Annotated in this window: 25 protein-coding genes and 1 riboswitch; of the genes, 18 read left to right on the top strand and 7 right to left on the bottom strand. The window is 33.6% G+C overall.

Features of this window, described 5'->3' with window-relative positions; translation table 11 throughout:
* Positions 1-191 precede the first annotated feature (191 nt).
* Positions 192-836, bottom strand: coding sequence for a plasmid pRiA4b ORF-3 family protein (locus Q0L29_RS01785; protein WP_296618555.1), 645 nt, complete (start codon positions 834-836; stop codon positions 192-194).
* 62 nt (positions 837-898) lie between these two features.
* Positions 899-1,128: riboswitch (cobalamin riboswitch) on the top strand.
* Positions 1,129-1,219: 91 nt separating this feature from the next.
* Between Q0L29_RS01785 and Q0L29_RS01780 the strand changes: the two genes are divergently transcribed.
* From Q0L29_RS01780 to Q0L29_RS01755, 6 genes are read left to right on the top strand one after another with little or no spacing between them, the layout of a single operon-like run.
* Positions 1,220-3,106 carry a TonB-dependent receptor gene (locus Q0L29_RS01780; RefSeq protein ID WP_296618554.1) on the top strand — a complete coding sequence of 629 codons (1,887 nt, stop codon included), beginning with the start codon at positions 1,220-1,222 and terminating at the stop codon, positions 3,104-3,106.
* Between the two features lie 2 nt (positions 3,107-3,108).
* Positions 3,109-4,152, top strand: a complete 1,044-nt coding sequence (locus Q0L29_RS01775; protein ID WP_296618552.1) for a YncE family protein — start codon at positions 3,109-3,111, stop codon at positions 4,150-4,152.
* Complete coding sequence (locus Q0L29_RS01770; RefSeq protein ID WP_296618550.1) at positions 4,149-4,538, top strand: acyl-CoA thioesterase; 390 nt, start codon at positions 4,149-4,151, stop codon at positions 4,536-4,538. The genes Q0L29_RS01775 and Q0L29_RS01770 overlap by 4 nt, the downstream gene beginning before the upstream one ends.
* A complete protein-coding gene (locus Q0L29_RS01765) occupies positions 4,535-4,693 on the top strand; it encodes a DUF5522 domain-containing protein (RefSeq protein WP_296618549.1) in 159 nt (52 codons plus the stop codon). The genes Q0L29_RS01770 and Q0L29_RS01765 overlap by 4 nt, the downstream gene beginning before the upstream one ends.
* A 53-nt stretch (positions 4,694-4,746) precedes the next feature.
* On the top strand, positions 4,747-5,730 hold the full coding sequence (locus Q0L29_RS01760; protein WP_296618547.1) for a DUF3667 domain-containing protein: 984 nt from the start codon (positions 4,747-4,749) through the stop codon (positions 5,728-5,730).
* 1 nt (position 5,731) lies between these two features.
* The gene (locus Q0L29_RS01755; RefSeq protein WP_296618546.1) at positions 5,732-6,439 is read left to right on the top strand and encodes a diphthine--ammonia ligase; all 708 of its coding nucleotides are present in this window, start codon (positions 5,732-5,734) and stop codon (positions 6,437-6,439) included.
* A gap of 42 nt (positions 6,440-6,481) precedes the next feature.
* On the opposite strand, the gene Q0L29_RS01750 is transcribed toward Q0L29_RS01755, so the two are convergent.
* Together Q0L29_RS01750 and meaB are read right to left on the bottom strand one after the other, a co-directional pair.
* Positions 6,482-8,677: a choice-of-anchor B family protein gene (locus tag Q0L29_RS01750; RefSeq protein WP_296618545.1), complete on the bottom strand. Its 2,196-nt coding sequence runs from the start codon at positions 8,675-8,677 to the stop codon at positions 6,482-6,484.
* A gap of 6 nt (positions 8,678-8,683) precedes the next feature.
* On the bottom strand, positions 8,684-9,679 hold the full coding sequence (gene meaB, locus Q0L29_RS01745) for a methylmalonyl Co-A mutase-associated GTPase MeaB (protein WP_296618632.1): 996 nt from the start codon (positions 9,677-9,679) through the stop codon (positions 8,684-8,686).
* A 129-nt stretch (positions 9,680-9,808) separates the two neighbouring features.
* On the opposite strand from meaB, the gene Q0L29_RS01740 reads away from it, so the two are divergent.
* Together Q0L29_RS01740 and Q0L29_RS01735 are read left to right on the top strand one after the other, a co-directional pair.
* Positions 9,809-11,089, top strand: a complete 1,281-nt coding sequence (locus tag Q0L29_RS01740; protein ID WP_296618544.1) for a CHASE2 domain-containing protein — start codon at positions 9,809-9,811, stop codon at positions 11,087-11,089.
* Between the two features lie 10 nt (positions 11,090-11,099).
* Positions 11,100-12,026: a hypothetical protein gene (locus tag Q0L29_RS01735; protein WP_296618543.1), complete on the top strand. Its 927-nt coding sequence runs from the start codon at positions 11,100-11,102 to the stop codon at positions 12,024-12,026.
* 52 nt (positions 12,027-12,078) lie between these two features.
* Here the strand turns inward: Q0L29_RS01735 and Q0L29_RS01730 are convergent, their stop codons facing one another.
* A complete protein-coding gene (locus Q0L29_RS01730) occupies positions 12,079-12,759 on the bottom strand; it encodes a Crp/Fnr family transcriptional regulator (RefSeq protein ID WP_296618541.1) in 681 nt (226 codons plus the stop codon).
* 147 nt (positions 12,760-12,906) lie between these two features.
* Between Q0L29_RS01730 and Q0L29_RS01725 the strand changes: the two genes are divergently transcribed.
* From Q0L29_RS01725 to Q0L29_RS01715, 3 genes are read left to right on the top strand one after another with little or no spacing between them, the layout of a single operon-like run.
* Positions 12,907-13,440 (top strand): CopD family protein, encoded by a 534-nt coding sequence (locus Q0L29_RS01725; RefSeq protein WP_296618540.1) that lies wholly within the window; start codon positions 12,907-12,909, stop codon positions 13,438-13,440.
* A 44-nt stretch (positions 13,441-13,484) separates the two neighbouring features.
* Entirely contained in the window at positions 13,485-14,147 is a 663-nt protein-coding gene (locus Q0L29_RS01720) for an SCO family protein (RefSeq protein WP_296618538.1), read from the top strand.
* Complete coding sequence (locus Q0L29_RS01715; RefSeq protein WP_296618536.1) at positions 14,137-14,745, top strand: cytochrome c; 609 nt, start codon at positions 14,137-14,139, stop codon at positions 14,743-14,745. Before Q0L29_RS01720 ends, Q0L29_RS01715 begins: the two co-directional genes overlap by 11 nt.
* 2 nt (positions 14,746-14,747) lie before the next feature.
* Here Q0L29_RS01715 and Q0L29_RS01710 read toward each other — a convergent pair whose 3' ends face one another.
* The 3 genes from Q0L29_RS01710 to recA form a co-directional block, all read right to left on the bottom strand.
* Positions 14,748-15,149 carry a hypothetical protein gene (locus Q0L29_RS01710; RefSeq protein ID WP_296618535.1) on the bottom strand — a complete coding sequence of 134 codons (402 nt, stop codon included), beginning with the start codon at positions 15,147-15,149 and terminating at the stop codon, positions 14,748-14,750.
* A 63-nt stretch (positions 15,150-15,212) separates the two neighbouring features.
* Positions 15,213-15,827: a DUF3267 domain-containing protein gene (locus Q0L29_RS01705; protein ID WP_296618534.1), complete on the bottom strand. Its 615-nt coding sequence runs from the start codon at positions 15,825-15,827 to the stop codon at positions 15,213-15,215.
* 144 nt (positions 15,828-15,971) lie between these two features.
* Complete coding sequence (gene recA, locus Q0L29_RS01700; protein WP_296618533.1) at positions 15,972-17,012, bottom strand: recombinase RecA; 1,041 nt, start codon at positions 17,010-17,012, stop codon at positions 15,972-15,974.
* Between the two features lie 103 nt (positions 17,013-17,115).
* On the opposite strand from recA, the gene Q0L29_RS01695 reads away from it, so the two are divergent.
* From Q0L29_RS01695 to rpsI, 7 genes are all read left to right on the top strand, one after another.
* Entirely contained in the window at positions 17,116-18,243 is a 1,128-nt protein-coding gene (locus tag Q0L29_RS01695) for a hypothetical protein (protein WP_296618532.1), read from the top strand.
* Positions 18,244-19,278, top strand: coding sequence for an aminopeptidase (locus tag Q0L29_RS01690; RefSeq protein WP_296618531.1), 1,035 nt, complete (start codon positions 18,244-18,246; stop codon positions 19,276-19,278).
* 112 nt (positions 19,279-19,390) lie between these two features.
* The gene (locus tag Q0L29_RS01685) at positions 19,391-20,080 is read left to right on the top strand and encodes a response regulator transcription factor (protein ID WP_296618530.1); all 690 of its coding nucleotides are present in this window, start codon (positions 19,391-19,393) and stop codon (positions 20,078-20,080) included.
* A gap of 8 nt (positions 20,081-20,088) precedes the next feature.
* A complete protein-coding gene (locus tag Q0L29_RS01680) occupies positions 20,089-21,174 on the top strand; it encodes an ATP-binding protein (RefSeq protein WP_296618529.1) in 1,086 nt (361 codons plus the stop codon).
* A gap of 18 nt (positions 21,175-21,192) precedes the next feature.
* Positions 21,193-21,906, top strand: coding sequence for an RluA family pseudouridine synthase (locus Q0L29_RS01675; protein ID WP_296618528.1), 714 nt, complete (start codon positions 21,193-21,195; stop codon positions 21,904-21,906).
* A gap of 212 nt (positions 21,907-22,118) precedes the next feature.
* Positions 22,119-22,562: a 50S ribosomal protein L13 gene (gene rplM, locus Q0L29_RS01670; protein WP_296618527.1), complete on the top strand. Its 444-nt coding sequence runs from the start codon at positions 22,119-22,121 to the stop codon at positions 22,560-22,562.
* An 11-nt stretch (positions 22,563-22,573) separates the two neighbouring features.
* Positions 22,574-22,960, top strand: a complete 387-nt coding sequence (gene rpsI, locus Q0L29_RS01665; protein ID WP_296618526.1) for a 30S ribosomal protein S9 — start codon at positions 22,574-22,576, stop codon at positions 22,958-22,960.
* The last annotated feature ends 100 nt before the right edge of the window (positions 22,961-23,060 follow it).

Below are 23,060 nucleotides of genomic sequence, written 5' to 3'. Positions count from 1 at the left end.
ATTATTTATTCTTTAAATGACCATGGTATCGCAGCGAGGAAAGCAGGAAAAACTTCTAAATAACGTCATTTGAATTTAAGCTAGTAGGATTTTCTCCTACTACAGAAATCGGTAATGAAGATTCTGTGCCAAGCTAATGATAACCATGATTAATAAGGGTCAATATTTTTATTTGTTTAATTTCACTGCAATCAAGTAAAGTCATCAGCAGTTTTATGCCAATCATCCCATTCCATAATTTGTGAAAGCTCCTCGTTAATAAAATCAATTTCAAAAAAATCTGGGTCAAATACATCCCCATCCATAAAACCATAAAAATCCATCAATTCATCCTTATCAGGCTGGATATCTTCATCAATAATTTTCAGGAAATGTTGGTATCCTCCCACTCCACCAATATCTTCAGGGGGACAAGCTTTTTCACCTTGCAGACAAACAGGATCGCCCTTAAATAATTCCAAATCATTTTTAGATGGTTTTTGAAAACTGATTTTATGCCACCAATCGTCTCCGAAATCATACCAATACCAAAAGTATTTACCATTCGAGACTTCATGAAAATCAGATAACTTAACCTCATTAGCCTTTATTTCTTCCGGCCCTGATAAAAACGGCAAATCACCCATTGGTAAGCCTGCTTTTAATTTAGCTGAAGAACCTTTTTTGTCAGTGAATGTAAACAAATGGGCCATCATCCATCCCATCGCTTCTTGACAAATCAGATGAAATTGTAACATATTAATATCTCTCGGCACCATAATAACCCTATAAATATCTGTGTGCTCCAGATGGATTTTGAGCTTATAAGGATTAGGATACATTGGAACTACTTTCATAGCGTAAGAATTTTAATTATTAAAGTTAAAAATAAAAATTTGAATTCATCTTTCATTCCCCTACATTTGCAGAGAATTATGGTTCCTGTTGGATTTCATTCCTTCAGGATTAAAAGGGAATTCGGTGCTTGGTTTTAATTTTTAAAACTAATATTCCGAAACTGTCCCCGCAACTGTAAGTCCACTTTTAATTGAAGTGCAACACCCTTGCCACTGTTAGCCTTTAGGTTGACGGGAAGGCCGCTACTTCATAGGACGAGTCAGGAGACCTGCCATAGCTCATAAATATTTTCGACTTTCGGGTGAAAGGTCAGGAATGTACGAAAGCTATAAGCTAACTTTTTTACATCTGATTTTTACCGTGGTCGCATTAAACTCAATTTATGCGATTAGGTGTAGTATTTTTATTGCTATGGTTCACTAATGAACTATGGGCACAAAATCATCAGGATAGTATTCCTGTGTTAGAGGAAGTTTCTGTGCAAGGCAATTTTGAAAAACAGTTTCTGCCTGGCAACAATATAATATTGCCTAAAGCAAAAACCCTTGACTTTTATAATGGGGATAATATCAGTGAGATTTTAAAACAAAACAGCAGTATCTATTTCAAAGAATATGGAAATGGAATGCTGACTACCATTTCTTTCCGTGGAACCAATGCCAGTCAAACCGCAGTGCTTTGGGATAATTTCAATATCAACAGTTTCACCTTAGGGCAAACAGACTTTTCGCTATTGCCTTCTCAAGCCATTTCTGAAATATCTATCATTCCGGGAAGTGGAAGTAGCATGGGAGGCAGTGGCGCTTTTGGGGGTGCAGTATTGCTGGAAAATCCACTTCATTTTAAATCAGGCAATAAATTATCACTTGGTCAGCAAATAGGAAGCTTTGGACTTTTAAATAGTAACCTAAATGCAAATGGCAGTAACGGAAAATGGGCTTATGATACTCGATTGTATTGGGGAAAAGCCGAAAATAATTTTGAGATTTTACAAACTGGTGAAAAACAAGATAATGCAAGATTTGAAAAATGGGGGATAAACCAAAGCATCGGATATAAAATCAATGAATCTGAAAAAATAAAACTGGCAATTTGGTTCAATGACAATTTCAGAGAAATACAACCTCCTATAGGTTCAACTCGAGATGTAAATGAACAAAAAGATCAAAATATAAGAACTCATCTCAATTATAAAAAAACAGGAGTAAAAAGTAGTTTGAATGTTGGCACTGGTTATTTCATGGACGAAATGGAATATCAACTTAATCGCGCTGTCTCTTATTATAAAGTAGACAGATGGGAGAGTTTTGCTGATTACAAATACAATTTCTCCACTAGGCATCAAATGAAATTTTCGGCAAGATATAATTACATAGATGCAAAGAATCAAAATTATGAGGGTGGTGGCGCCACTGAAGAACGCTATAGCTTGGGTGCTCTATTTAAAGGGAAAATCTGGAAAAAAACAGACTATGCAGTTCATTTAAGACAGCAATTTGTTCCACAAGTAAATATCCCAATTTCACCTTATGTAGGCATATCTACTCAACTATATAATACTAAAAACCATCAGTTAAACCTGAAGTTAAATACCTCTTACAATTTTAGATTACCCACATTAAACGATAGATTTTGGAACGAAGCTGGAAGGCCTGAGCTTAATTCTGAAACCTCTTGGAACAAAGAAGTTACTGTATCATCTCTACATCATTGGAATGATTTAAAATCGAATTTTTCCATAACAGCCTATCATAATCAAGTAGACAATTGGATTCAATGGGTACCTGATGAAAATAATCAATGGAGACCTAGAAATATTAAAGAGGTTTTGGCTGGGGGAATTGAAACCAGTGCAAATGTTAGGTTTCCTATAGCTTCAGAATTGAAATTTGAGGTTAATGGTCAATACAGTTACACAAAATCGACTGTACTTGAAAGCGAAAGCAATCAAAATGAAATTGGTAAGCAATTAATTTACACTCCTTTACACAAAGCAAATGCCTCATCTTCTTTCCATTGGAGGGAATTTTCATTGGACGTTTTTCAGCAATGGACAGGAAAAGTTTATACTACTAACAGCAATTCAGACATCTATGCATTAGAATCCTTTCTATTATCAGACATAGGGTTGAAATGGAGTAATAAAATTTGGACGACCTCAGCTCAAGTAAAAAATATATTAAATAAAGAATATCAGTTGTATTCCGGATATGCTATGCCGGGGAGAAATTTTCAAATCAGTATAAATAAAACCTTTAAAATTAATTAAACATGAAAAAAAATTACACTAACTTTTTTAAAGTAATTGCCCTTTTATTTTTACTTTCAGCCTGTGAAGAAAAGGAAGAAATTAAACTGAAAACCTCAGGAGTTTACATCTACAACGAGGGGTCGTTTGGAAACAATAATGCTACTATAGGAAATTATGATCCAGAAATAAATGAATACACGCCCATTGCTTTCCGAAGACAGAGTAATATGAGTTTGGGAGATGTACAGCAAAATGCATCACTTTATGATTCCAAAATATACAGCGTTCTGAATGGTAGCAACGATATAAAAATAATGGATGCTAATTTAGATTACGAAACATTGATAAAGTTTCCTGAATTAGACAAGCCTAGGGACATAGCTATATCAGATGATTTGGCATTTATATCAAATTGGGGACCCTATAATGAGAATTTTGCTTTAACCTCTAGTGAAATACTCGTTGTTGAATTAGAAACAAATCAACTTATCGGTAGAATAGAAACCCAAGAATATCCTGAGCATCTTATTATTAAAAACAATAAGCTTATTGTAGGACATGCTAGTTTTGATGGAAGTATCAGCGAATTGTCAATTATAAATATTGATAATTTAGAAATAGAACAAACTATATCTGTGCCCAAAGGGCCTCAAGAAATTATCGAAGATGATAATGGAAAGATTTGGATTGTTTGCACTAGTGGAAGTTTAGTCCAGCTCAACACTTCATTAACAGGTATTGAAAACCAAATTGATCATGATAATGAAATACTTGGTGATATCGACATCTTTGAAATGAACATATTCTTTTATTCAAATGGTGAGATATTTTTATTAAATACAACTGATTACAATGTGACTAACACCAATATCTCGGTTGACATGCAAACACCCTATGCATTTGGTATTGATCCTGTTTCGGGTGACTTTTACTTAGGAGATGCAGTAGATTATTCAAGTGAAGGTCTGGTACAGAGGTACAGTAATGATGGAAAATTGTTAGATTCTTTTACAGCCGGTATTATCCCTACTCAATTTACTTTTAACATCGAGCGTGATAGATGATTGAATCAAAAGAACAAAAAATCAATCATGCCATAACTAAAGTAACCAAGGCAGTTTTTCCAAATACGACTAATCATTATGATACGTTATTTGGAGGGACTGCCCTTCAATGGATGGATGAGGTGGCTTTTATTACAGCCACTCGCTATTCCAGACAAAAAATGGTAACAGTTAGCAGTGATAAAATTGATTTTAACAAAGCAATTCCAGCTGGAACCATAGTAGAATTAGTTGGTCAAATAGAAAAAGTAGGTAAAACAAGCCTTGAAGTCAGAGTGGATGTTTTTACGGAAGAAATGTATTCGGATCATAGAGAAAAATCTATCTCAGGCCGTTTCATAATGGTAGCAGTGGATGAAAACAAAAAACCTGTTTCGATTATATGAGTGAAAAAAATATAAAAATAGAAACTGATGATTTTTATATGGAAAATGGTTTTTTTGTTTTCACGGAAAAATACCATCTAAAAAGGGGTTATTGCTGTGGAAATAAATGCAGACATTGTCCTTACCAATTTAAAAATGTGAAATCAAAAAAATAGTAAAATTTTTCATATTATTTTTTACTTTCGTAGCAACCTAATCGAACGTAAGATTGAAAAATAAATTAACGAGTTGTCTGAATTGCGGAGAGCAATTAGATACAGATCAAAATTACTGCCCTAATTGCGGGCAAGAAAATTCAGATAAAAAATTAGCTCTAGGAGCTTTTTTGAAGGATTTCTTTTCCAATTACCTGAGTTTTGATACCATCTTATTCAAAACACTGAATCCATTCATTTTTAAGCCAGGAAAATTAACCAAAGCTTTTAATGAAGGGAAAAGAAGAAGGTATATTAATCCTATAAGGATGTATTTAATATTTTCCCTTTTCTACTTTTTCATGATTAGCCTTACGGTTCCTAAAGATTTAATTGACTCAGGGTTAAAATCATTTATCAATAAAAAACCTGATTTGGATTCCTTGAAAATTGAAAATTTCGATAGTACAGGAGTTCAACAACTGATTAAAAAAGTTGAGCAGAATAAAGCTGTAAATCAGGAAGATTCACTAAATAAATGGGCAACTTTAAAATACTGGGCTGCAGATGAAACATTGAGCGATGAGGAATTCGAGGCAAATCTCAATAAAGTAGGTGGGAATATTGAAGGTATTCCTGCTCATTATAAAAGATCATTTTTACTAAATTCTTCTATGTTCACTTACTTGGCAATTAGGAATTTACCTGTGATGATGTTTTTTTTCTTGCCTGTTTTTGCTCTAATTCTCCTAATACTTTTTTACAAAAAAAGATATTTTATAGAACACCTAATCCATGGCTTGCACTTACATGCTTTTGCTTATTTCGTTTATGGACTGGCAATTTTACTAATTAGTCTGTTCTCAGGAGCCGAAGATTGGATAATTTTTCTAAGCTTTGTCTGGGTAAGTACTTATACGTCATTCTCCATCAAAAGACTTTACCAAAACAGTTGGGCAAAATCCGTTTTTAAATTCTTTTCTTTAGGATTTCTCTATTTTGTTCTTTTATCATTTGGACTGTTGCTTGAACTTTATATATCATTTTTAACGCTTTAAAATGAAAAAGAAAATTTCGCTAAGTTGGAGTGGAGGAAAGGATGCATGTTTAGCTCTACATTATCTAATTCAGTCAGAGAAATATAAAATAGATCACCTGCATACCGTCATAGGAGAAGAAACCAACAGAGTAGGTATGCATGGAATAAAAAAAGAATTAATTGAAGCTCAAGCAAAAGCTTTAAATATCCCACTGAAAATAAGCTATCTCTCCTCAGATAAAAGTAATATATCCTATGAGCAAGTGATGCAGGAATATGCAGAATATTGTAAATCAAAAGGTATAGACACCGTAGCTTTTGGTGATATTTTCCTGGAAGATTTGAAGAAATACAGAGAAGATAAAATGGCTGAAGCTGGTATGAAATGTTTATTCCCCTTATGGAAAAAACCAACTAAAGAAGTTATTAAAGAGTTTTTAGATTTAGGTTATCAAACCAAAATTTGTGCAGGGGATGCCTCTAAAATCAGCCGGAAGGTTGTAGGTATGACTATCAATCAGGATCTTCTAAAGCAACTCCCACAAGATGTTGATCCTTGCGGGGAAAATGGTGAATTTCACACTTTTGTTTATGATGGCCCACTTTTCCTAAAAGCCGTTAAACTAGATTTAAAATCTATTCAATCTCACTTCTATAAATATAAAACAGATGACGATGGAGAAATAAAAACAGTGAAAAGCGAATTTTACTTTGCTGAGCTTGAATAAAAGCTATTCGGTTTACACTGAAGGATCACCGAATAACCTGTATTAATTTTTAATGATTTTCTTAACTGCTCTCTCCCCTTTTGCATTTGTAATAATCAGAAAATATATTCCTTCTTCCCATGAAGACATTTTAATAGATTCTTGATTTTTTAGGACGTCATTAAAATACATTTTCCTTCCTTCTGAAGAAACAATATTTACATCTTGAACTTCTGCAGTAGAATTGTAATTGATAAATAATTGATCTTGAACTGGATTAGGATAAATACTTACTGACTTTTCTAAAATATTATCATTATTGAGCACAGCTGCATCGATTGTAAGAGTTGCAGTGCTGGCTCCACAATTATTATAAGCCGTTAAGGTAACCTCATACGGTCCCTCGCTATCATATGTATAAACAGGATTTTTATCGGTTATTATAGGCGACCCATCTCCAAAATCCCATTCAAATAGATTAGAATTTCTAGTCAAATTAATAAATGAAATTTCGCCTTCATCAACAGAAACTGTAAAATCTGCAAAAGGTAAACATTGTGACAAATTAACGCTATAAACAAATTCAGAAGATCCACAGTCATTAGAAGTTGTTAGCCTTACCTCATAAATTTCCGCACTTTCATAAGTATGACTTGGATTAGGTTCAGTCGATATTTGTGAACCATCGCCAAAATCCCATTCATAATTTTGGCCTCCCAAGCTATTATTCTCAAACTGTACTGCTAAATCAGTCATTGAAGCAGAAAAATTCGCATCAGGAAATCCATCAATTGTATTAGATAAATAGCTTGTCAAAATTTCTCCATTTGCCAACTCTATTTTACATCTAAATTGCATATCCGCTAAGCCACTAAGCTCAGGATTAATAGTTAATTGCGCAGTATTTACGCCTGAATAATTCGCATCATTGGTTAAATTCTCAGGAGTGCCACCAGTTAAAATTTGCCACTGATAGCTTTCGACTGTAAATCCATTTGCAACCCCAACATTTAAAACAGCTTCAACACCGCAAGAAGTGAAGACAGGGTGCTGTGTAATCTTTTCCTCTATATTTGGTTGGACAAGAAAAAGGCCATTATTAATATCACTAATAGCCACAACCCCACTTTCAAAATAAGGATAGTTGCTCCATGATCCATTAAATGAGGTATTATTACCTTGAAAATATGTATCAAAAAAAGCTAATTCTCTTAAGTCTCCTTTGGCTACTTTTTTTCCATCCAAAATTATTAATCCATTGGTATAATTAGATTGAAAAATTTTGAAATCCTTGGTATATAAATTATGATCAATAGCTATTCTTTCAGAAAAGTATTCATTGAGCAATATCGGATTATCTAAGTTTCGAACATCCCATATTAAGGTTCTGGTATTAATACCTCTATTTAATTCATCTAACTCATCATTTGAAATAAAATATTGATGGTCTTCAGTTAACCAACCTTGATGAGAATAAGCGGACTGAGGATAGCTAACTTTTGAAATTAAGCTTGTATTGTCTTTATCGTCTACATCTGCAATAGTTACTGTATTTTCATTGGCATTAAAACAAATTTCTTTACCCTGATAATTGGTATCAGGTCCATTATATATAACACACTGAGCATCGTGAGTATAACCATCAACATCAAAACAACCTTCAAAAGTAGGTCTTTTAGGTTCTTGAATGTTCACAATATGTAATCCACCACTACCGCAATTATTACCAGCTCCTCTAGCTCCCACAATATATGCAAAACCTGTTTCCTCATTAATTACTACATTGTGAGCACTCGAAACTCCATTATAATGCGCATCATTATCAAATATTTCAATCGAATTTCCAACATTTCTCAGGCGAGTTAAATCAAAGACTTGCATTCCATGTCCGGTATTTCCATCTGCTACTATAAAAGCATAATTGTTATAAACTTTTATATCACGCCAAGAACTGGCATTACCTGTATGGCTCGGGAGTCTTCCCGCAATAACCGGAGAGGAGGGATTACTAATATCCACAAATACAGTCCCATTAGTTTGGCCAATAAGCACATATTCTTTATTAGTTTGTGAATCAGTCCATCCCCAAATATCATTGGATTGCACCCCTGAGGTTCCAGATAAAGTATTATTATTCAAATTGCTGAAAAAATCAACTTGGTTACATGGATATCCATCTGCTACCCCATTTTCACATGGAGTTTGAGCTATCAAATTAATGGATAACAAAATAAAAAATAGAGTCAATAATTTGGTCATGATAGTTTATTTAAAATAATGATTTAATAAAGTCCTGGCAGCCTGCACGGAATGTTTGTTTCCATTCCGAACCTCTTCTTCAAAATTGCTTAATTTCTTTAATATTTCCGGACTTTTGTAGAAGTTTCTCTTCAAATAATGATGAATAGTCTGATGCATCCAATGAATTGCCTGTTCTTTTCTGTTTTTTTCAAAATATCCGGATTCATTTTGTTGTAAATGGAAGTCTGTTAAAAGTTTTAAAATATCTGCTAAACCCTCATCCTTCAAAGCAGAACAAGTTTGAACTTTAGGAATCCAGCCATTCTCATTAGCCGGAAACAAATGCAAAGCATTCTGATATTCTCTTTTTGCATTGCTAGCATTTTTAATATTATCACCATCTGCCTTATTAATTGCAATTGCATCAGCCATTTCCATTATGCCTTTTTTTATGCCTTGCAACTCATCTCCTGCGCCAGCCAACATCAACAGCAAAAAGAAATCCACCATATTCTTCACGGCAGTTTCTGACTGCCCTACGCCTACAGTTTCAATAAAAATAAAATCATATCCTGCCGCTTCACAAAGCAGCATAGTTTCTCTAGTTTTATGAGCTACACCACCCAATGCATCACCTGAAGCTGAAGGCCTGATAAAGGCTTGAGAAGATCGACTGAGTTTTTCCATTCTAGTCTTATCTCCCAAAATGCTTCCGCTTGTTTTTTGACTTGAAGGATCTATTGTTAGGACAGCCAATTTTTTTCCACTATCAATTACATGATGTCCAAATGACTCAATAAAAGTACTTTTCCCCACTCCGGGCACCCCGGTAATCCCAACCCGAAATGAATTCCCAGTGTACTGATATACTTCATCTATTAATTTTGCTGCCAATTCATTATCACTATCTAAAGTGCTTTCTACCAGAGTTATAGCTCTACTTAAACCAACTCTATCCCCTGAAAGGACACCTGATTTGTATTCCTCTAATGATAATCTATTTTTTCTTTTCAAGCTTATATATTGTTTAAAACCAAAAGTTAAGATGCAAAAGGATCAAAATACAATTTTTTTCCATATTATTGTTAAATTCAATAATATATCATAATTTTACTATTCAGATAAAAATTTTAACTATTTCAATATAGAATGCGAGGAAGTATATTCAAAAATATATGGATTGATTCAGTATTAGCAACTGCTTTTATATTTGTTGTAATTTTTGGCTTATTCTCTTTAATAAATGTTTTCGATGCAATTGATCCAGTAGGTGAAGCATTGGAAGATGTTGAATTCAACGATATTGTTTATTCCACTTTAAGAGAAGATCCACCCGCTGATGATAATATCGTAATTGTTAATATTGGTCGATTGCCCAGAAGAATGATAGCCGAGCAAATTAGGATTATTAACAAATACAATCCTAAAGTTATTGGTTTAGATACATTCTTCCCATTTCCAAAAGGCGAAGCTCAAGATTCAGCATTAGCTAATGCATTAAGTGAAGTAGATAATTTAGTAATGGCCACAAAATTAGAAAGGTGGAATGATAAAAATGTAGTAGACTCATTAAAACTATCCGCTGAAAAATTCAGAGTGCATGCTGAAGATTTTGGTTTTGCAAATTTGATAACTGCAGAAGGAGTGAGTCAGGAAGACGTTAAAACTTGTCGTTCTTTTGTTCCTAAAGATATTTTGTATAATAAAGATAGCACCCATTTATTTTTTGCAGTAAAATTGGCACAATATTTAGGACCTAAAAAAGTAGAAAGATTTCTCGAAAGAGATAATGAAGTTGAATACATTAATTACAAAGGAAATGCGATGGGTAGTCAAACTAACTTTGCTCCTACCTTTTTTGCATTAGATATCCCGGATGTATTTAATGAAAATTTTGTACCTGAATTAATAGAAGGTAAGATCGTTATTTTTGGAATGCTGGGGGAATATTTTGGCGATCCATATAATATTGAGGATAAGTATTATACGCCATTAAATGAAAAATATGCTGGTAGAGGTAAACCTGATATGTATGGTGCTGTGATACATGCAAATATCATTTCGATGATATTAGATGAAGACTATGTTTATAAATTAGAAGAGCATTATCAAATCATAATAGCTGTTTTATTATGCTACCTGAACGTAGTAGCCTTTATGTGGGTTTATTATGCATTAAAAAACTGGTATGACGGAATAACCAAAGTGGTACAATTAATTGAATTATTGCTTATTTTAGGTGCAATAATATACAGTTATCATTTATATAATATTAATTTAGAATTAACACTCGCAATGGGTGTTGTGGCGGTAGTGGGTGACTCCTTAGAAGTTTATAATGGAGTAGTAAAAAATATGTTCACCAAAGAAGGTCGAAAAGAATTGTTTAGTGTAAATAAAAGAAGAAAAGACAAAGTAGAAATCAATTAAATCAGAAATTATGAAATCTATATTCAAAATTTTAGTTGTAGCATTAATGTTAGGTAATTTTACGGCAAATGCTCAAGAATATGTATTCAAGGTATTGGCCAATAAGGGTGATAATTCAGTAAAAATAGAAGGCGCTGATTGGACTACCCTAAAAACAGGTCAGTCATTAAACTCAGGTGATGAGTTGAAGTTATCGGAAGAAGCGTATTTAGGCTTGATGCACAATTCGGGTAAAACCTTAGAAGTTAAAACTCCCGGTTCTCATACGGTATCAGGTTTAGCTGCAAACTTAAAGAGTAAAAACACCAGTGTAGCAAGTAAATATGCTGATTTTGTAATGAACAAAATGAGTGATGATGAAGGAAGTGGCGATTACAGACAAAGTATGGGAGCTACAGGAGCTGTTGATAGAGCATTAGCAAGTGGTGCATCTATCAAAATTATGGCTCTAAGTTCAAGTGAAATTATCAATGATGAAGTCATTTTAAGATGGAACGAGCCTAAGCAAGAAGGAGATACCGAAAAATTAGAGTATGAACTTACTTTCAGTAATTTATTCGATGAAACTATCGCAACAGAGACTGTTGATAAAACTTCTTATTTATTGAACAGAAGTGAAGCTCCTTTTAAAGGTCAAAATTTTATTAAAGTGAAAGTGCAAGTAAAAGGAGAAGATTTGAAATCTGATGATTATGCTATTACTATTAAGCCAGAAGAAGAAACTTCCGAAATTAAAGAAACATTGGCGCAATTGAAAAGTGAAATTGAAGGTGAGTCAGCAATGGACAAATTAGTAATGGCTGCATTTTATGAAGACAACGATTTATTATTGGATGCTTTAACAGCATATGAGCAAGCCATTCAAATGGCACCAAATGTGCCGGTTTTTGAAAAAGCTTATGAAGATTTCTTAATCAGAAATGGATTTACGAATTGAAATTAAAACCTACTTTAACCAAAAAAGGAAGCCTGAAAAGTGCTTCCTTTTTTTATGCTAATAATTCCATGTCTCGGATTAGAATCTTCCGTCTATCGAAATTGATAATATTTTTCTCTCTTAATTCATTTAAAATAGTGGTAACAGTTTGTCGAGAAGTTCCTGTTAGGGCCGCTATATCTTTGTGCGTTAAATGACTTGGAATCATGGTTTCATATCCGACTTTCTTTCCTCGCTCATTAGCCTCATCTCTTAGGAATTCAACAATTCTTGTTCTGGCATCTTTAAAAACGAGTGACTCTAATCTTCTTTCCGTTTTGCGCAAACGAAGACCTATCAATTTCATCATCTTAAAACTCAAGGGCTTATTTTCAGACATCAAGTTTTGCATATCTTCCAAAGTCATAGGGCAAACAATAGTGCCGCTATCCATTGCCTGAGCAAAATCCTGTCTTTTCTCCTCTCCTGCTAAAGCTAATTCACCAAAAATCTCACCCTTACCCAATATCGCCTTTACCGATTCTTTTCCATCTTCCAGATAAGAACCAATTTTGATCCTGCCTTCAGCTATCATATAAATGTAATTCGATGCCTCCTCAGCAAAATACACGAACTCCTCTTTCTTAAATTGAGTCATCGGATGTTCATCTTCAATACCCTCAATCTTATGTGGGCAAAGTAAGTTGAATAAATCAATATTTTCGAAATACCATAATTTGGTAGAGTCTGACATTTTACTTGGATTAAAAAAGGTGATATTTGTTACTCAATACAACTTTATACTTTACGGAACTAAACAAAAATAAGTTCATATTCATTACTTTTGCAACAGGATAAAATATTTCCTAATTCAAAAAATTGAAATCCTAATTAACAAAATATGTATTTATATATTAAATCTTTGCATATCATTTTTGTAGTCACATGGTTCGCAGGATTATTTTATATCGTTAGGCTTTTTATTTATCAAACTGAAGCTCTTCAAAAATCCGAGCCTGAAAAAACGATCTTGCATAATCAGTTAAGCAAGATGTCCAGGTTGTTATGGAATGTCATTACCTGGCCATCAGCAATTATTACATTGATTTTAGCTACAAGTTTACTGGTTCTACAACCTTTTTGGTTGAAGCAGCCTTTTATGCATATCAAACTGACCTTTGTGTTTTTGCTTTACCTTTATCATTTTTCCTGTCATTATATTTACAAAAAACTTCAAAAAGGAGAAATCAAATACAGTTCCACACAGTTAAGAATTTGGAATGAAATAGCAACTCTATTCTTGGTTGCCGTAGTATTCTTAATAGTACTTAAAAATGAGCTTGACTGGATCTACGGTATTGTAGGATTCATAGGTTTTGGAGTTTTGCTAATGGTAGCCATTAAAATTTATAAAGCTATTAGGGAAAATAAATAATTCATAATTCATAATTCATAATTCATAATTCATAATTATATATAATGAACACTTTTAAATCAATACTTTTTTTTACTTTAATAAGCCTAACATTAGCGGCTTGTGGTTTAGAGAATCAAAAAAATAAAAAAGCTGAATTTCCTGTTTTGGGTAGAAAGCAATACGTGGAAAAAATAGTGGATGGAAAAACTGTAACCGATACGGTTGACCACACAATACCTGATTATAAGCTTGTGAATCAGGACAGCAATTGGGTAACCCCAGAAACCTTTGAAGGTAAAGTATATGTTGCCGATTTCTTTTTCACTTCTTGCCCCACCATTTGTCCTACCATGAAAAAGGAAATGTTGAGAGTTTACGAAGCTTATAAAGAAAATGATGAAGTTGCTATAATCTCTCATACCATTGACCCTGAATATGACACCGTTGCTTTGCTGAAAGATTTTGCTGAAAAACTGGATGTTGAAGCACCTAAATGGCACTTTGTAACGGGCGAAAAGGAAGATATTTATGAATTAGGCCAAAAAGGTTATATGGTGACAGCCATGGAAGATGAAAACGAAGTAGGCGGTTTTCTTCATAGTGGTGCCTTTTTATTGGTGGATAAGGAAAGAAAAATTAGAGGCGTTTATGACGGCACTCGATCTGAAGAAGTAGATAAACTCATTACAGATATTGAACTCCTTTTGGCTACTTATGATGAATAAAAAGTTTCTTTATTTCACTCGTATTGTTTGTACTTTTCTCAAAACCTGTCACGTTTATATCTACATTATATTTAGGTTATTCAAGTATTTTAAGCCGCTTTCAAGGCTAAAATCTGACAGGTTTAATTTCCACTATAAACTTGATAAAGCAGGATTATTTTCAATTGTAATTTTTAGCCTTATCCTTTTTTCTTGTGGCAGATATGAAGAATTTAGAAATTCAGCTACTGAAAATTATTCAGATACCAAAATGCAGAAGTATGCCAAATACATGATACAGGGCAAGCAACTTTACACTACGCATTGCAGCAATTGCCATCAGGAAAATGGAGATGGTTTGGGAAAGCTTTTCCCACCATTGGCTAAATCAGATTATATGTTAGCTGATATTCCTAGAAGTATTTGTGCTATAAAAAATGGATTGAAAGGAGAAATTGAGGTAAATGGAAAAACTTATAATCAGGCAATGCCGGCATTGGAGAGATTGACCAACCTGGAAATAGCAGAGATTTCAACTTATATTTACAACAGCTGGGAGAATGAAAAGGGTATGATTGAAATAGAGACAATTGAAGAATCGCTCTCCAACTGTCAATAATTTTATTGATTCAGATAAGCTTCTGCTTCAGAAATACTGCTTCTCATTTGTTCGCTTACCTCTTGAATTGAAGATTTTTGCTGCTTTAAATATTCAATTTTTTCTTCATCAGACATACCTTCCATCTGTGGATCATAATTTCGCATCCAATTCATCATCACTTTATCTGACTTTTCTAAAGATAGTATCAGCCCTTTAATTTTCGTGCTATCGTGGGAAGAAACAGAATCTTCTTTAGCCCTTAAAGATTTCTTCAACTTCATGATATCATCCATTTTTGGCATCACCTCATCATGCACCGCAATGGTTTCAGATTTTAATTTCTCAATTTCTTTTTCCTTTGATTCGCAACTGATCATAAGGAAAGCAAAAAGCATCAAGCTTAGTTTAAATACAGATTTCATATCAATAATTTAGATTTTATTTCGAAAACGATAAGAAAAGATGGAGGTTTTATAAAATCAAAATTATGGTATTGACTTATAAAAAATAGTCTTATTTTCTTCCGAGCTGTAAATATAGCAGTTTGGAAACTTGTATAAATAACTACATACTGCTAAATCTTTCATAGCATAGAGTGCATGAAAAAAAGAGAGAGAAAGCAAAGTAAAAAGCAATATTCCATCTGTATAGAAGGCTAAAACGAATGGTAATATGGAGAAAAGGAAAAAGGTGATAATGCAAGTGAAAAAATACTTCTTCTTGCTTAAAACAAAATCATTGGCTTGAACATTGAAGCGAAAAAGATTCCAGTTCCATTTGAATTTAATACTGCTTGCTCCGAAAAACCTAAAAATTAATGCGTGAATTAGTTCATGCAAAACAGGACTGACTAATAATGAAATTAACAATCCCCCTGTAATACCCACTATCCAAAATCTGGATTCAATGCTAACTAAATCGTAATTGAAAAGGATATAAATACCTCCGATTAAACCTACCAATAGATAAATCCAATAAGTTCTGGTGATAGGGTTTTTCCTGCGGATGAAAGTAGTAATAAACAGCAACCATTCAGAGCTATCCATGATGGAAAGCACATTTTTGTACTGGCTGTTATTTTTTAATAGCTCTGGGCTCATTTTCACATAAATATACGTGAAAATAAGCCATAAGATTAATAGATTGTGTTAAGCTTTAGTGAATTTTACATGTAGTTGGATACAAAAAAAGCAACTACCTTTCAGCAGCTGCTTTTACTATATTTAAAGCGATTAATATCGATATTACTTTTTAGCTTTTTCTGCTTTCCCCACTTTCGCGTCTAAATCCTCTCCATTTATTTTAGCTCTGATTTTAGTTTCCAATTCTTCCATCAGTTCTGGATTATCTAAAATCAAGGATTTAACGGAATCCCTTCCTTGGCCCAATTTGTTATCCATATAAGAGAACCAGGAACCGGCTTTCTTAATCACATCCAATTCTACACCGAGGTCAATGATCTCTCCTACTTTAGAAATTCCTTCTCCGTACATAATGTCAAATTCCACAACTTTAAATGGAGGAGCCATTTTATTTTTCACCACTTTCACCTTCACTCTGTTACCAGTGATGTTATCAGGACCTTCTTTGATACTTCCTATTCTTCTGATATCCAATCGAACAGAAGCATAAAATTTCAATGCGTTACCACCTGTAGTTGTTTCAGGGTTTCCGAACATCACCCCGATTTTTTCTCTTAACTGGTTGATGAAAATACATGAACAGCCAGTTTTACTGATTGCTCCGGTTAATTTCCTCAATGCCTGAGACATCAATCTAGCTTGAAGTCCCATTTTACTGTCTCCCATTTCGCCTTCTAATTCCCCTTTAGGAACCAAAGCCGCAACAGAATCAATCACTACTATATCCAAAGCTCCAGAGCGAATTAAGTGTTCAGCTATTTCCAAAGCCTGTTCACCACTATCGGGTTGAGAAATCAATAAGTTTTCAGTATCAATTCCTAATTTTTCAGCATAGCCTTTATCGAAAGCATGCTCAGCATCAATAATAGCTGCCATGCCACCTGCTTTTTGGGCTTCAGCAATACAGTGCATGGCTAAGGTAGTTTTACCTGAAGATTCAGGGCCATAAACTTCAATCACTCTTCCTCTCGGAATACCACCAATTCCTAAGGCTATATCCAATCCTAAAGAACCGGTATGAATAGATGGAACATCCATTACCTTTTCGTCACTCAACTTCATTACGGAACCTTTCCCGTAAGTTTTATCCAGTTTATCAATAGTTAGTTGTAATGCTTTTAATTTTTCGCTTTTTTCGCTCATCTTTAATATTTTGTATAGGGCTTATTTGTAACTTGCTGCATCGAATTTAGCAGGAAAAGAGACAATTGCCAAATGCTTTAGCCTTGCTTTATAACTAAATTTTATGCAAATCAAATTTATTACTGTTTCTCTCATTATTTTAGTCTTTTGTACTTATCCTTTGTTGGCTCAATTAGACAATACAGGGTTCGAACAAAAAATTGTAAAAGACAGTACTTTAGATAATCCTTTCAGTTTTTCTATAAGGGCTTTATCATTCAATAAAAATAATGAATATTTCAATCAAATCGTAAAAGGCTACACTTTGTTTGGAACTAGATTTATTCCTAGCATTGGATACCAATTACATGAACAAGTCAATATACAAGCTGGAATATTTTTACACAAAGATTTCGGTAACAATAACCTAACTTATTCCATCCCCTATTTCAGTATTTTGTACGATTGGAATAACAGCCAATTGATTTTCGGAAATTACAATGGCTCCGTTCATCACCGCATGTTAGAACCACTTGAAGATTTTGAAAGACTATTAGTTGATACACCTGAAAATGGCATTCAATATTTATTCAATAAAGAAAGAATATTTTTTGATGCCTGGATCAACTGGGAGAAAATGATTTATCAAAACTCCCCTTTTAAAGAAGAAGTTTCCGGAGGAATAGTGAGTCAATATGATGTGATAAAAAAAAATGGTAATACAGCCACACTTCATTATCAGTTTAGAGGCTATCATCGGGCTGGACAAATTGATGCTTTAAGAGGACAACCCTTGGTTACAAGATTTAATAATGCCATTGGAGCTTCTTATCATAAAAAATATAATAAAGGCTTTATAAAAGGACATAAATGGGAAGGTTATTTTTTACATTATATAGATAACAGTCAAGAATTTAGCCTACCTTATACTGAAGGGTATGGCTATTATTTAAATGGTACCCTGGAAACAAAAATGGGAGATTTTATGCTGAGTTATTGGGAAGGAGATCATTTTTATTCTTATAAAGGTGGGAGATTATATCAATCCTACAGTACTGATCCTAATTCAAGATTTTATGAAGATGAAAGAAAACTTCTCATATTAAGAGTCATGAATGAATTTCATATCGGAGAATCTTCTATGCTTTTGTTAAGATTTGAACCCTATTGGGATTTCAATAATCGATTATTTGAATTTTCTCACGCCATATATTTTAATATCTTTAAAACGCTCCCAATAAAAAACAAATAATTGAAATCTATATTTCGCAAAATATTACTACTCGGTTTAACCGTAATCACTATTTTCATTGTTTTAAAATGGGATTTGATCCGATATGGTTTACAACAGGCTAAAGGCCAGTTTTCTATTATGTACAATGCTGAGCCTTTGGAGTTTTATTTGGAAAACCCATCATATCCTGATTCTCTAAAGACAAAAATTGAATTAGTTAAATCCGTTAAATCATTTGCTAATTCTGAATTAGGATTTTCATCTGAGGACCAATACGAAAAAATGTATGATCAGCAAGGAAAAGAATTAATGTGGGTTGCAACAGCAGCCTACCCCTATAGTTTGGAAAGCTATGAATGGAAATTTCCGGTTTTAGGAAAGGTTAGTTATAAAGGATTCTTTATTGAAGAGGAAGCTTTAAAATTGGAGCAAGAGCTAAAAACAAACGGATTTGATGTGCGGTTGCGAACTGCAAGTGCATGGTCAACATTGGGTTGGTTAAAGGATCCCATATTAAGCAATGTATTACAATACAGCAATGGTAGATTGGCGGAATTAATTTTCCATGAGTTAACTCATGATGAAATTTTCATTAGAGATAGTGTGGATTTCAATGAAAATTTAGCTTCTTTTTTCGGACAAGAATTCACTAAAATGTTTTTTGAAAAACAGCCTGAACTATTCAAAAAAGACCATAATGAATATTTAGATCACCTTGAAGATAAGCACTCTCTTAATCAATTTGTTAGAGATTATTTACCAAGATTCGACAGTCTTTATCATCAAATAGAAGCATTTAATACCACCAAAAAAGAAAATCAAAAATATTATTTTATTGAAAAATTTAAAGAAGATTTAAGGAATCAAAAATTTAAAAATCCAAAATATACTGAATTCCTAAAAAGTGAAATAGATGTCAATAATGCTTACTTATTATCATTTAAACGCTATTCGGGTCATCAACAAATGCTAGCACAGGATTTAAAAGAGAAGTTTAATGGAGAAATTTTAAGCATGTTAGATTTTTATCAAAAGAACCTTGATTCTTTATAAATGAATGTATCCTTAAGTTTAATTAGATATTAAGAAATTGTTATTACCATTTTAATCGCTTAATTTATAAATATTTTTATCGAATTTAGCCTAAAATAAAACACAATTAACCATGGGAAACAAGCAAAGCCACAAGGTGCTTGTCGTTGATGATGAATCAGACATACTAGAGTTATTGGAATATAACCTCACAAAAGAAGGCTATGAGGTGAAAACCGCTCAAGATGGAAAAACGGCAGTTGAAAAAGCTCAAAAATTTCAGCCACAATTGATCTTACTTGACATCATGATGCCCAATCAAGATGGGGTAGAAACTTGCCGTCAGCTAAGAGAAAATCCTGAATCAGCTAATGCATTCATTATTTTCTTGACTGCCCGATCAGAAGAATATTCTGAAGTTGCTGCCTTTGAAAATGGCGCGGATGATTATATTACCAAGCCTATTAAACCACGTGCTTTAATGAGCAGGATAAATGCTTATTTCAGGCGTGACATAAAAAAACAAAAGGACAGCAATAAAATTACAATTGGTGGCTTAATGATTGACAGAACCAGCTACACGGTTACTGTGGACGGAAAACAAGTATCTTTACCGAAAAAAGAATTTGAATTATTATATTTTCTGGCTCAAAATCCAAATAAGGTTTTCAATAGAGATGATTTATTGCAAAATATCTGGGGATCAGACGTATATGTATTAGCTAGAACGGTAGATGTTCATGTTCGTAAAGTGAGGGAAAAAGTAGGCGATGGTTATATTTCTACGGTAAAAGGAGTTGGTTATAAATTTGATACGGAATAAGGAAATTTATGCTTTTTAATTCCAGAGGAGTTTCTGTTTTGTTAGCACTTACAATTGCTATTGTTACAACTGCTTTTTTAAGTTTGTTGGAAGGAGTAGGTGCCACAGCATTAATTCTAACCTTTATTTTATCCTCTTCCTCGTCTTATTTGCTCATCAGTATAGTGCTAGAATTTCTCTTTTTTAAAGAAATCAACAAGCTATATGAAGTTTTTAATAAATTAGGAGAAAAAGATTATTCATTCGTAAATGATATGGAAACTCAAAAATCTTTTAATCCTTTACGGAAAATCAATCAGGAGATTTTTAGTTATGCCGCCAATAAACAACAAGAAATTGATGAATTAAAAAGGATGGCTACCTACAGGCGTGAGTTTCTGGCTGATGTATCCCATGAATTAAAAACTCCAATTTTTGCCGCCCAAGGGTTTGTTTATACACTTATAGATGGTGCTGTAAAAGATAAAAACGTAAGAGGTAAATTTCTTAAAAAAGCCGCCAAAAGTTTAGATGGCTTAGAAATGTTGGTAAATGATTTATTGACGCTATCTCATATTGAAGCCGGTGAAATCACCATGCATTTTGAAGAACTTGATTTATTGGCTTTAGTAGAGGACGTTTTTGACCAGTTTGAAGGGAAGACAGACAAAAAGAATATGAATCTTCAATTTGACAAAACGTATGAAGGCCCAATAAACGTAATTGCTGATTATCAACGAATTTATCAAGTAATTGTAAATTTGATATCCAATGCCATCAAATATTCCGATGAAAATACCGAAATTGTGGTCGGTTTTGAAATCACAGAAAAGGATGTCACCATAGCCATACAGGACCATGGTGCTGGAATTTCACCCGAACACATAAAAAGGATATTTGAAAGATTCTACCGTATTGAAAAAAGTAGATCGAAAGAAAGGGGCGGAACAGGTTTGGGCTTAGCGATTGTGAAGCATATTATTGAAGCACATGGCTCCTCAGTATCCGTTACAAGTACTGTGGGTAAAGGTTCGCTATTTAGTTTTAAACTCCCTGTGAAAAAAGCACCAGAACCTTTTGTACCGATAGCAGATAAGGAAGAAGATTCAGAATAGGTTAACTTTAATTTTAGAATGTATTACAAATCACTTAAGCCACTGATTATAGATGAATCAGATGATTATATTTTTATAAATAAGCCACCTTTCGTTTCAACATTAGCGGATAGAAACGATTCGGTAACGATTTTATCCTTAGTGAAAAAATATAATGATGATTATCAAATCTGTCACAGGCTTGATAAAGAAACTTCCGGGGTTTTATTGGTAGCCAAAAATACCGAAGCTTACAGAAATTCATCTATGCAATTTGAACACCGACAAGTAGATAAAACCTATCACGCGATAGTAGATGGTTTACATCAATTTAAGGATGAAGAAGTAAATTTACCCTTACATACCACAGCCTCAGGTTATGTGAAAATTTCTCACAGGCAAGGTAAAATTGCTAAGACAATTTTTAATACAATAGAAACTTTTAAAAAGCATTCTTTAGTAGCCTGCAAACCCGAAACAGGCAGAATGCATCAAATAAGGGTTCATTTGGCTTCTTTGAATGCCTCCATCACAGGAGATGAAACTTATGGTGGTCAATTATTATATCTTTCTTCTTTTAAAAAGAATTTTGTTAGGGGAAAAGAAAAGGAAGAGCAACCTATAATTAAAAGATTTGCTTTGCATGCAAAATCTTTAGTTTTAACTGATTTAAAAGGCAAAGTTATCACAGCCGAAGCACCCTATCCTAAAGATATAGAAGTTGCGCTAAAGCAGTTGAAAAAAAATAGATAATCTTAGAAATTTGCAAGTCTTAGAGATTTAGCTTGAAAAAGAGCAAAAACAATACGTAAATCCATGCGATTTTTTTCGTAGGATGTTGTTTTTCAATTAATAAGCTTCTATCTTTGTGTCCCTTTTAGCGGATAGTTCGCCCGATCATAAATGTTTACTATCTGTAAAAAGCTAATTAATAAGGAGTTAAGAACTAACAAAAAGAAAAAATAGTGGATACGCTTAGTTACAAAACCATCTCGGCAAATAAAGCAACAGTTGAAAAAGACTGGGTTGTAGTAGATGCTGCAGGAAAAGTATTAGGTAGATTTGCCAGCGATGTAGCCAAAATTCTTCGTGGTAAAAATAAACCGAGTTTTACGCCTAATGTGGACTGTGGGGATAACGTTATCGTTATCAATGCAGACAAAATCCTTATGACTGGAAAGAAATGGGATGATAGAGTTTACCAGCACTACACAGGTTATCCTGGTGGTCAGCGTGAAATCACCCCTCGTCAGTTGAAAGCAAAATCTTCTACTTTACTAGTAGAAAGAGCTATACGAGGCATGTTGCCGAAAAACAGATTGGGCAGAGACTTGTTCAGAAACCTTTATGTATATGAAGGAGCAGAACACGGTCATGAAGCACAAAAACCTAAAGTTAAAGAAATCTAAAAAATCAATAGATGGAAATTATAAACACCATTGGTAGAAGAAAAACATCTGTTGCTAGATTGTATATGCAGTCGGGCAAAGGTGCTATTACCGTTAATACAAAGGATATAAAAGATTATTTCCCAACTGAAATTCTTCAAGCAATCATTAACCAACCATTTGCTACAACAAAAACTGAAGGTTCTTTCGACCTAAAAGTGAATGTTGATGGTGGAGGAGTGGCAGGTCAGGCAGAAGCTGTACGTTTAGCAATTGCTCGTGCACTTTGCGAACTTGATCCTGAGCACAGGCCAGCATTGAAAGCAGAAGGATTTCTTACCAGAGACCCTAGAATGGTTGAACGTAAGAAATACGGAAGAAGAAAAGCGAGAAGAGCATTCCAGTTCTCTAAACGTTAATTTTTACACAACAACATATAAATTTAAAAACTTATGGCTAAGCTTGAGTACAACGACTTACTTGAAGCTGGTGTCCATTTCGGACACTTAACAAGAAAGT

The organism is Marivirga sp., from assembly GCF_024636815.1.
Taxonomy (GTDB): domain Bacteria; phylum Bacteroidota; class Bacteroidia; order Cytophagales; family Cyclobacteriaceae; genus Marivirga.
This window is presented reverse-complemented; position numbering and strand designations above follow the sequence as displayed.

Coding starts and splice junctions, on each gene's coding strand:
- Q0L29_RS01775 (WP_296618552.1), top strand. CDS start 3,109: ATGAAAAAAAATTACACTAACTTTTTTAAAGTAATTGCCCTTTTATTT.
- Q0L29_RS01755 (WP_296618546.1), top strand. CDS start 5,732: ATGAAAAAGAAAATTTCGCTAAGTTGGAGTGGAGGAAAGGATGCATGT.
- Q0L29_RS01695 (WP_296618532.1), top strand. CDS start 17,116: ATGCAAATCAAATTTATTACTGTTTCTCTCATTATTTTAGTCTTTTGT.
- Q0L29_RS01740 (WP_296618544.1), top strand. CDS start 9,809: ATGCGAGGAAGTATATTCAAAAATATATGGATTGATTCAGTATTAGCA.
- Q0L29_RS01750 (WP_296618545.1), bottom strand. CDS start 8,677: ATGACCAAATTATTGACTCTATTTTTTATTTTGTTATCCATTAATTTG.
- Q0L29_RS01780 (WP_296618554.1), top strand. CDS start 1,220: ATGCGATTAGGTGTAGTATTTTTATTGCTATGGTTCACTAATGAACTA.
- Q0L29_RS01685 (WP_296618530.1), top strand. CDS start 19,391: ATGGGAAACAAGCAAAGCCACAAGGTGCTTGTCGTTGATGATGAATCA.
- Q0L29_RS01675 (WP_296618528.1), top strand. CDS start 21,193: ATGTATTACAAATCACTTAAGCCACTGATTATAGATGAATCAGATGAT.
- Q0L29_RS01725 (WP_296618540.1), top strand. CDS start 12,907: ATGTATTTATATATTAAATCTTTGCATATCATTTTTGTAGTCACATGG.
- Q0L29_RS01735 (WP_296618543.1), top strand. CDS start 11,100: ATGAAATCTATATTCAAAATTTTAGTTGTAGCATTAATGTTAGGTAAT.
- Q0L29_RS01680 (WP_296618529.1), top strand. CDS start 20,089: ATGCTTTTTAATTCCAGAGGAGTTTCTGTTTTGTTAGCACTTACAATT.
- recA (WP_296618533.1), bottom strand. CDS start 17,012: ATGAGCGAAAAAAGCGAAAAATTAAAAGCATTACAACTAACTATTGAT.
- Q0L29_RS01720 (WP_296618538.1), top strand. CDS start 13,485: ATGAACACTTTTAAATCAATACTTTTTTTTACTTTAATAAGCCTAACA.
- Q0L29_RS01705 (WP_296618534.1), bottom strand. CDS start 15,827: ATGAGCCCAGAGCTATTAAAAAATAACAGCCAGTACAAAAATGTGCTT.
- Q0L29_RS01770 (WP_296618550.1), top strand. CDS start 4,149: ATGATTGAATCAAAAGAACAAAAAATCAATCATGCCATAACTAAAGTA.
- rpsI (WP_296618526.1), top strand. CDS start 22,574: ATGGAAATTATAAACACCATTGGTAGAAGAAAAACATCTGTTGCTAGA.
- Q0L29_RS01765 (WP_296618549.1), top strand. CDS start 4,535: ATGAGTGAAAAAAATATAAAAATAGAAACTGATGATTTTTATATGGAA.
- Q0L29_RS01785 (WP_296618555.1), bottom strand. CDS start 836: ATGAAAGTAGTTCCAATGTATCCTAATCCTTATAAGCTCAAAATCCAT.
- Q0L29_RS01710 (WP_296618535.1), bottom strand. CDS start 15,149: ATGAAATCTGTATTTAAACTAAGCTTGATGCTTTTTGCTTTCCTTATG.
- Q0L29_RS01715 (WP_296618536.1), top strand. CDS start 14,137: ATGATGAATAAAAAGTTTCTTTATTTCACTCGTATTGTTTGTACTTTT.
- Q0L29_RS01730 (WP_296618541.1), bottom strand. CDS start 12,759: ATGTCAGACTCTACCAAATTATGGTATTTCGAAAATATTGATTTATTC.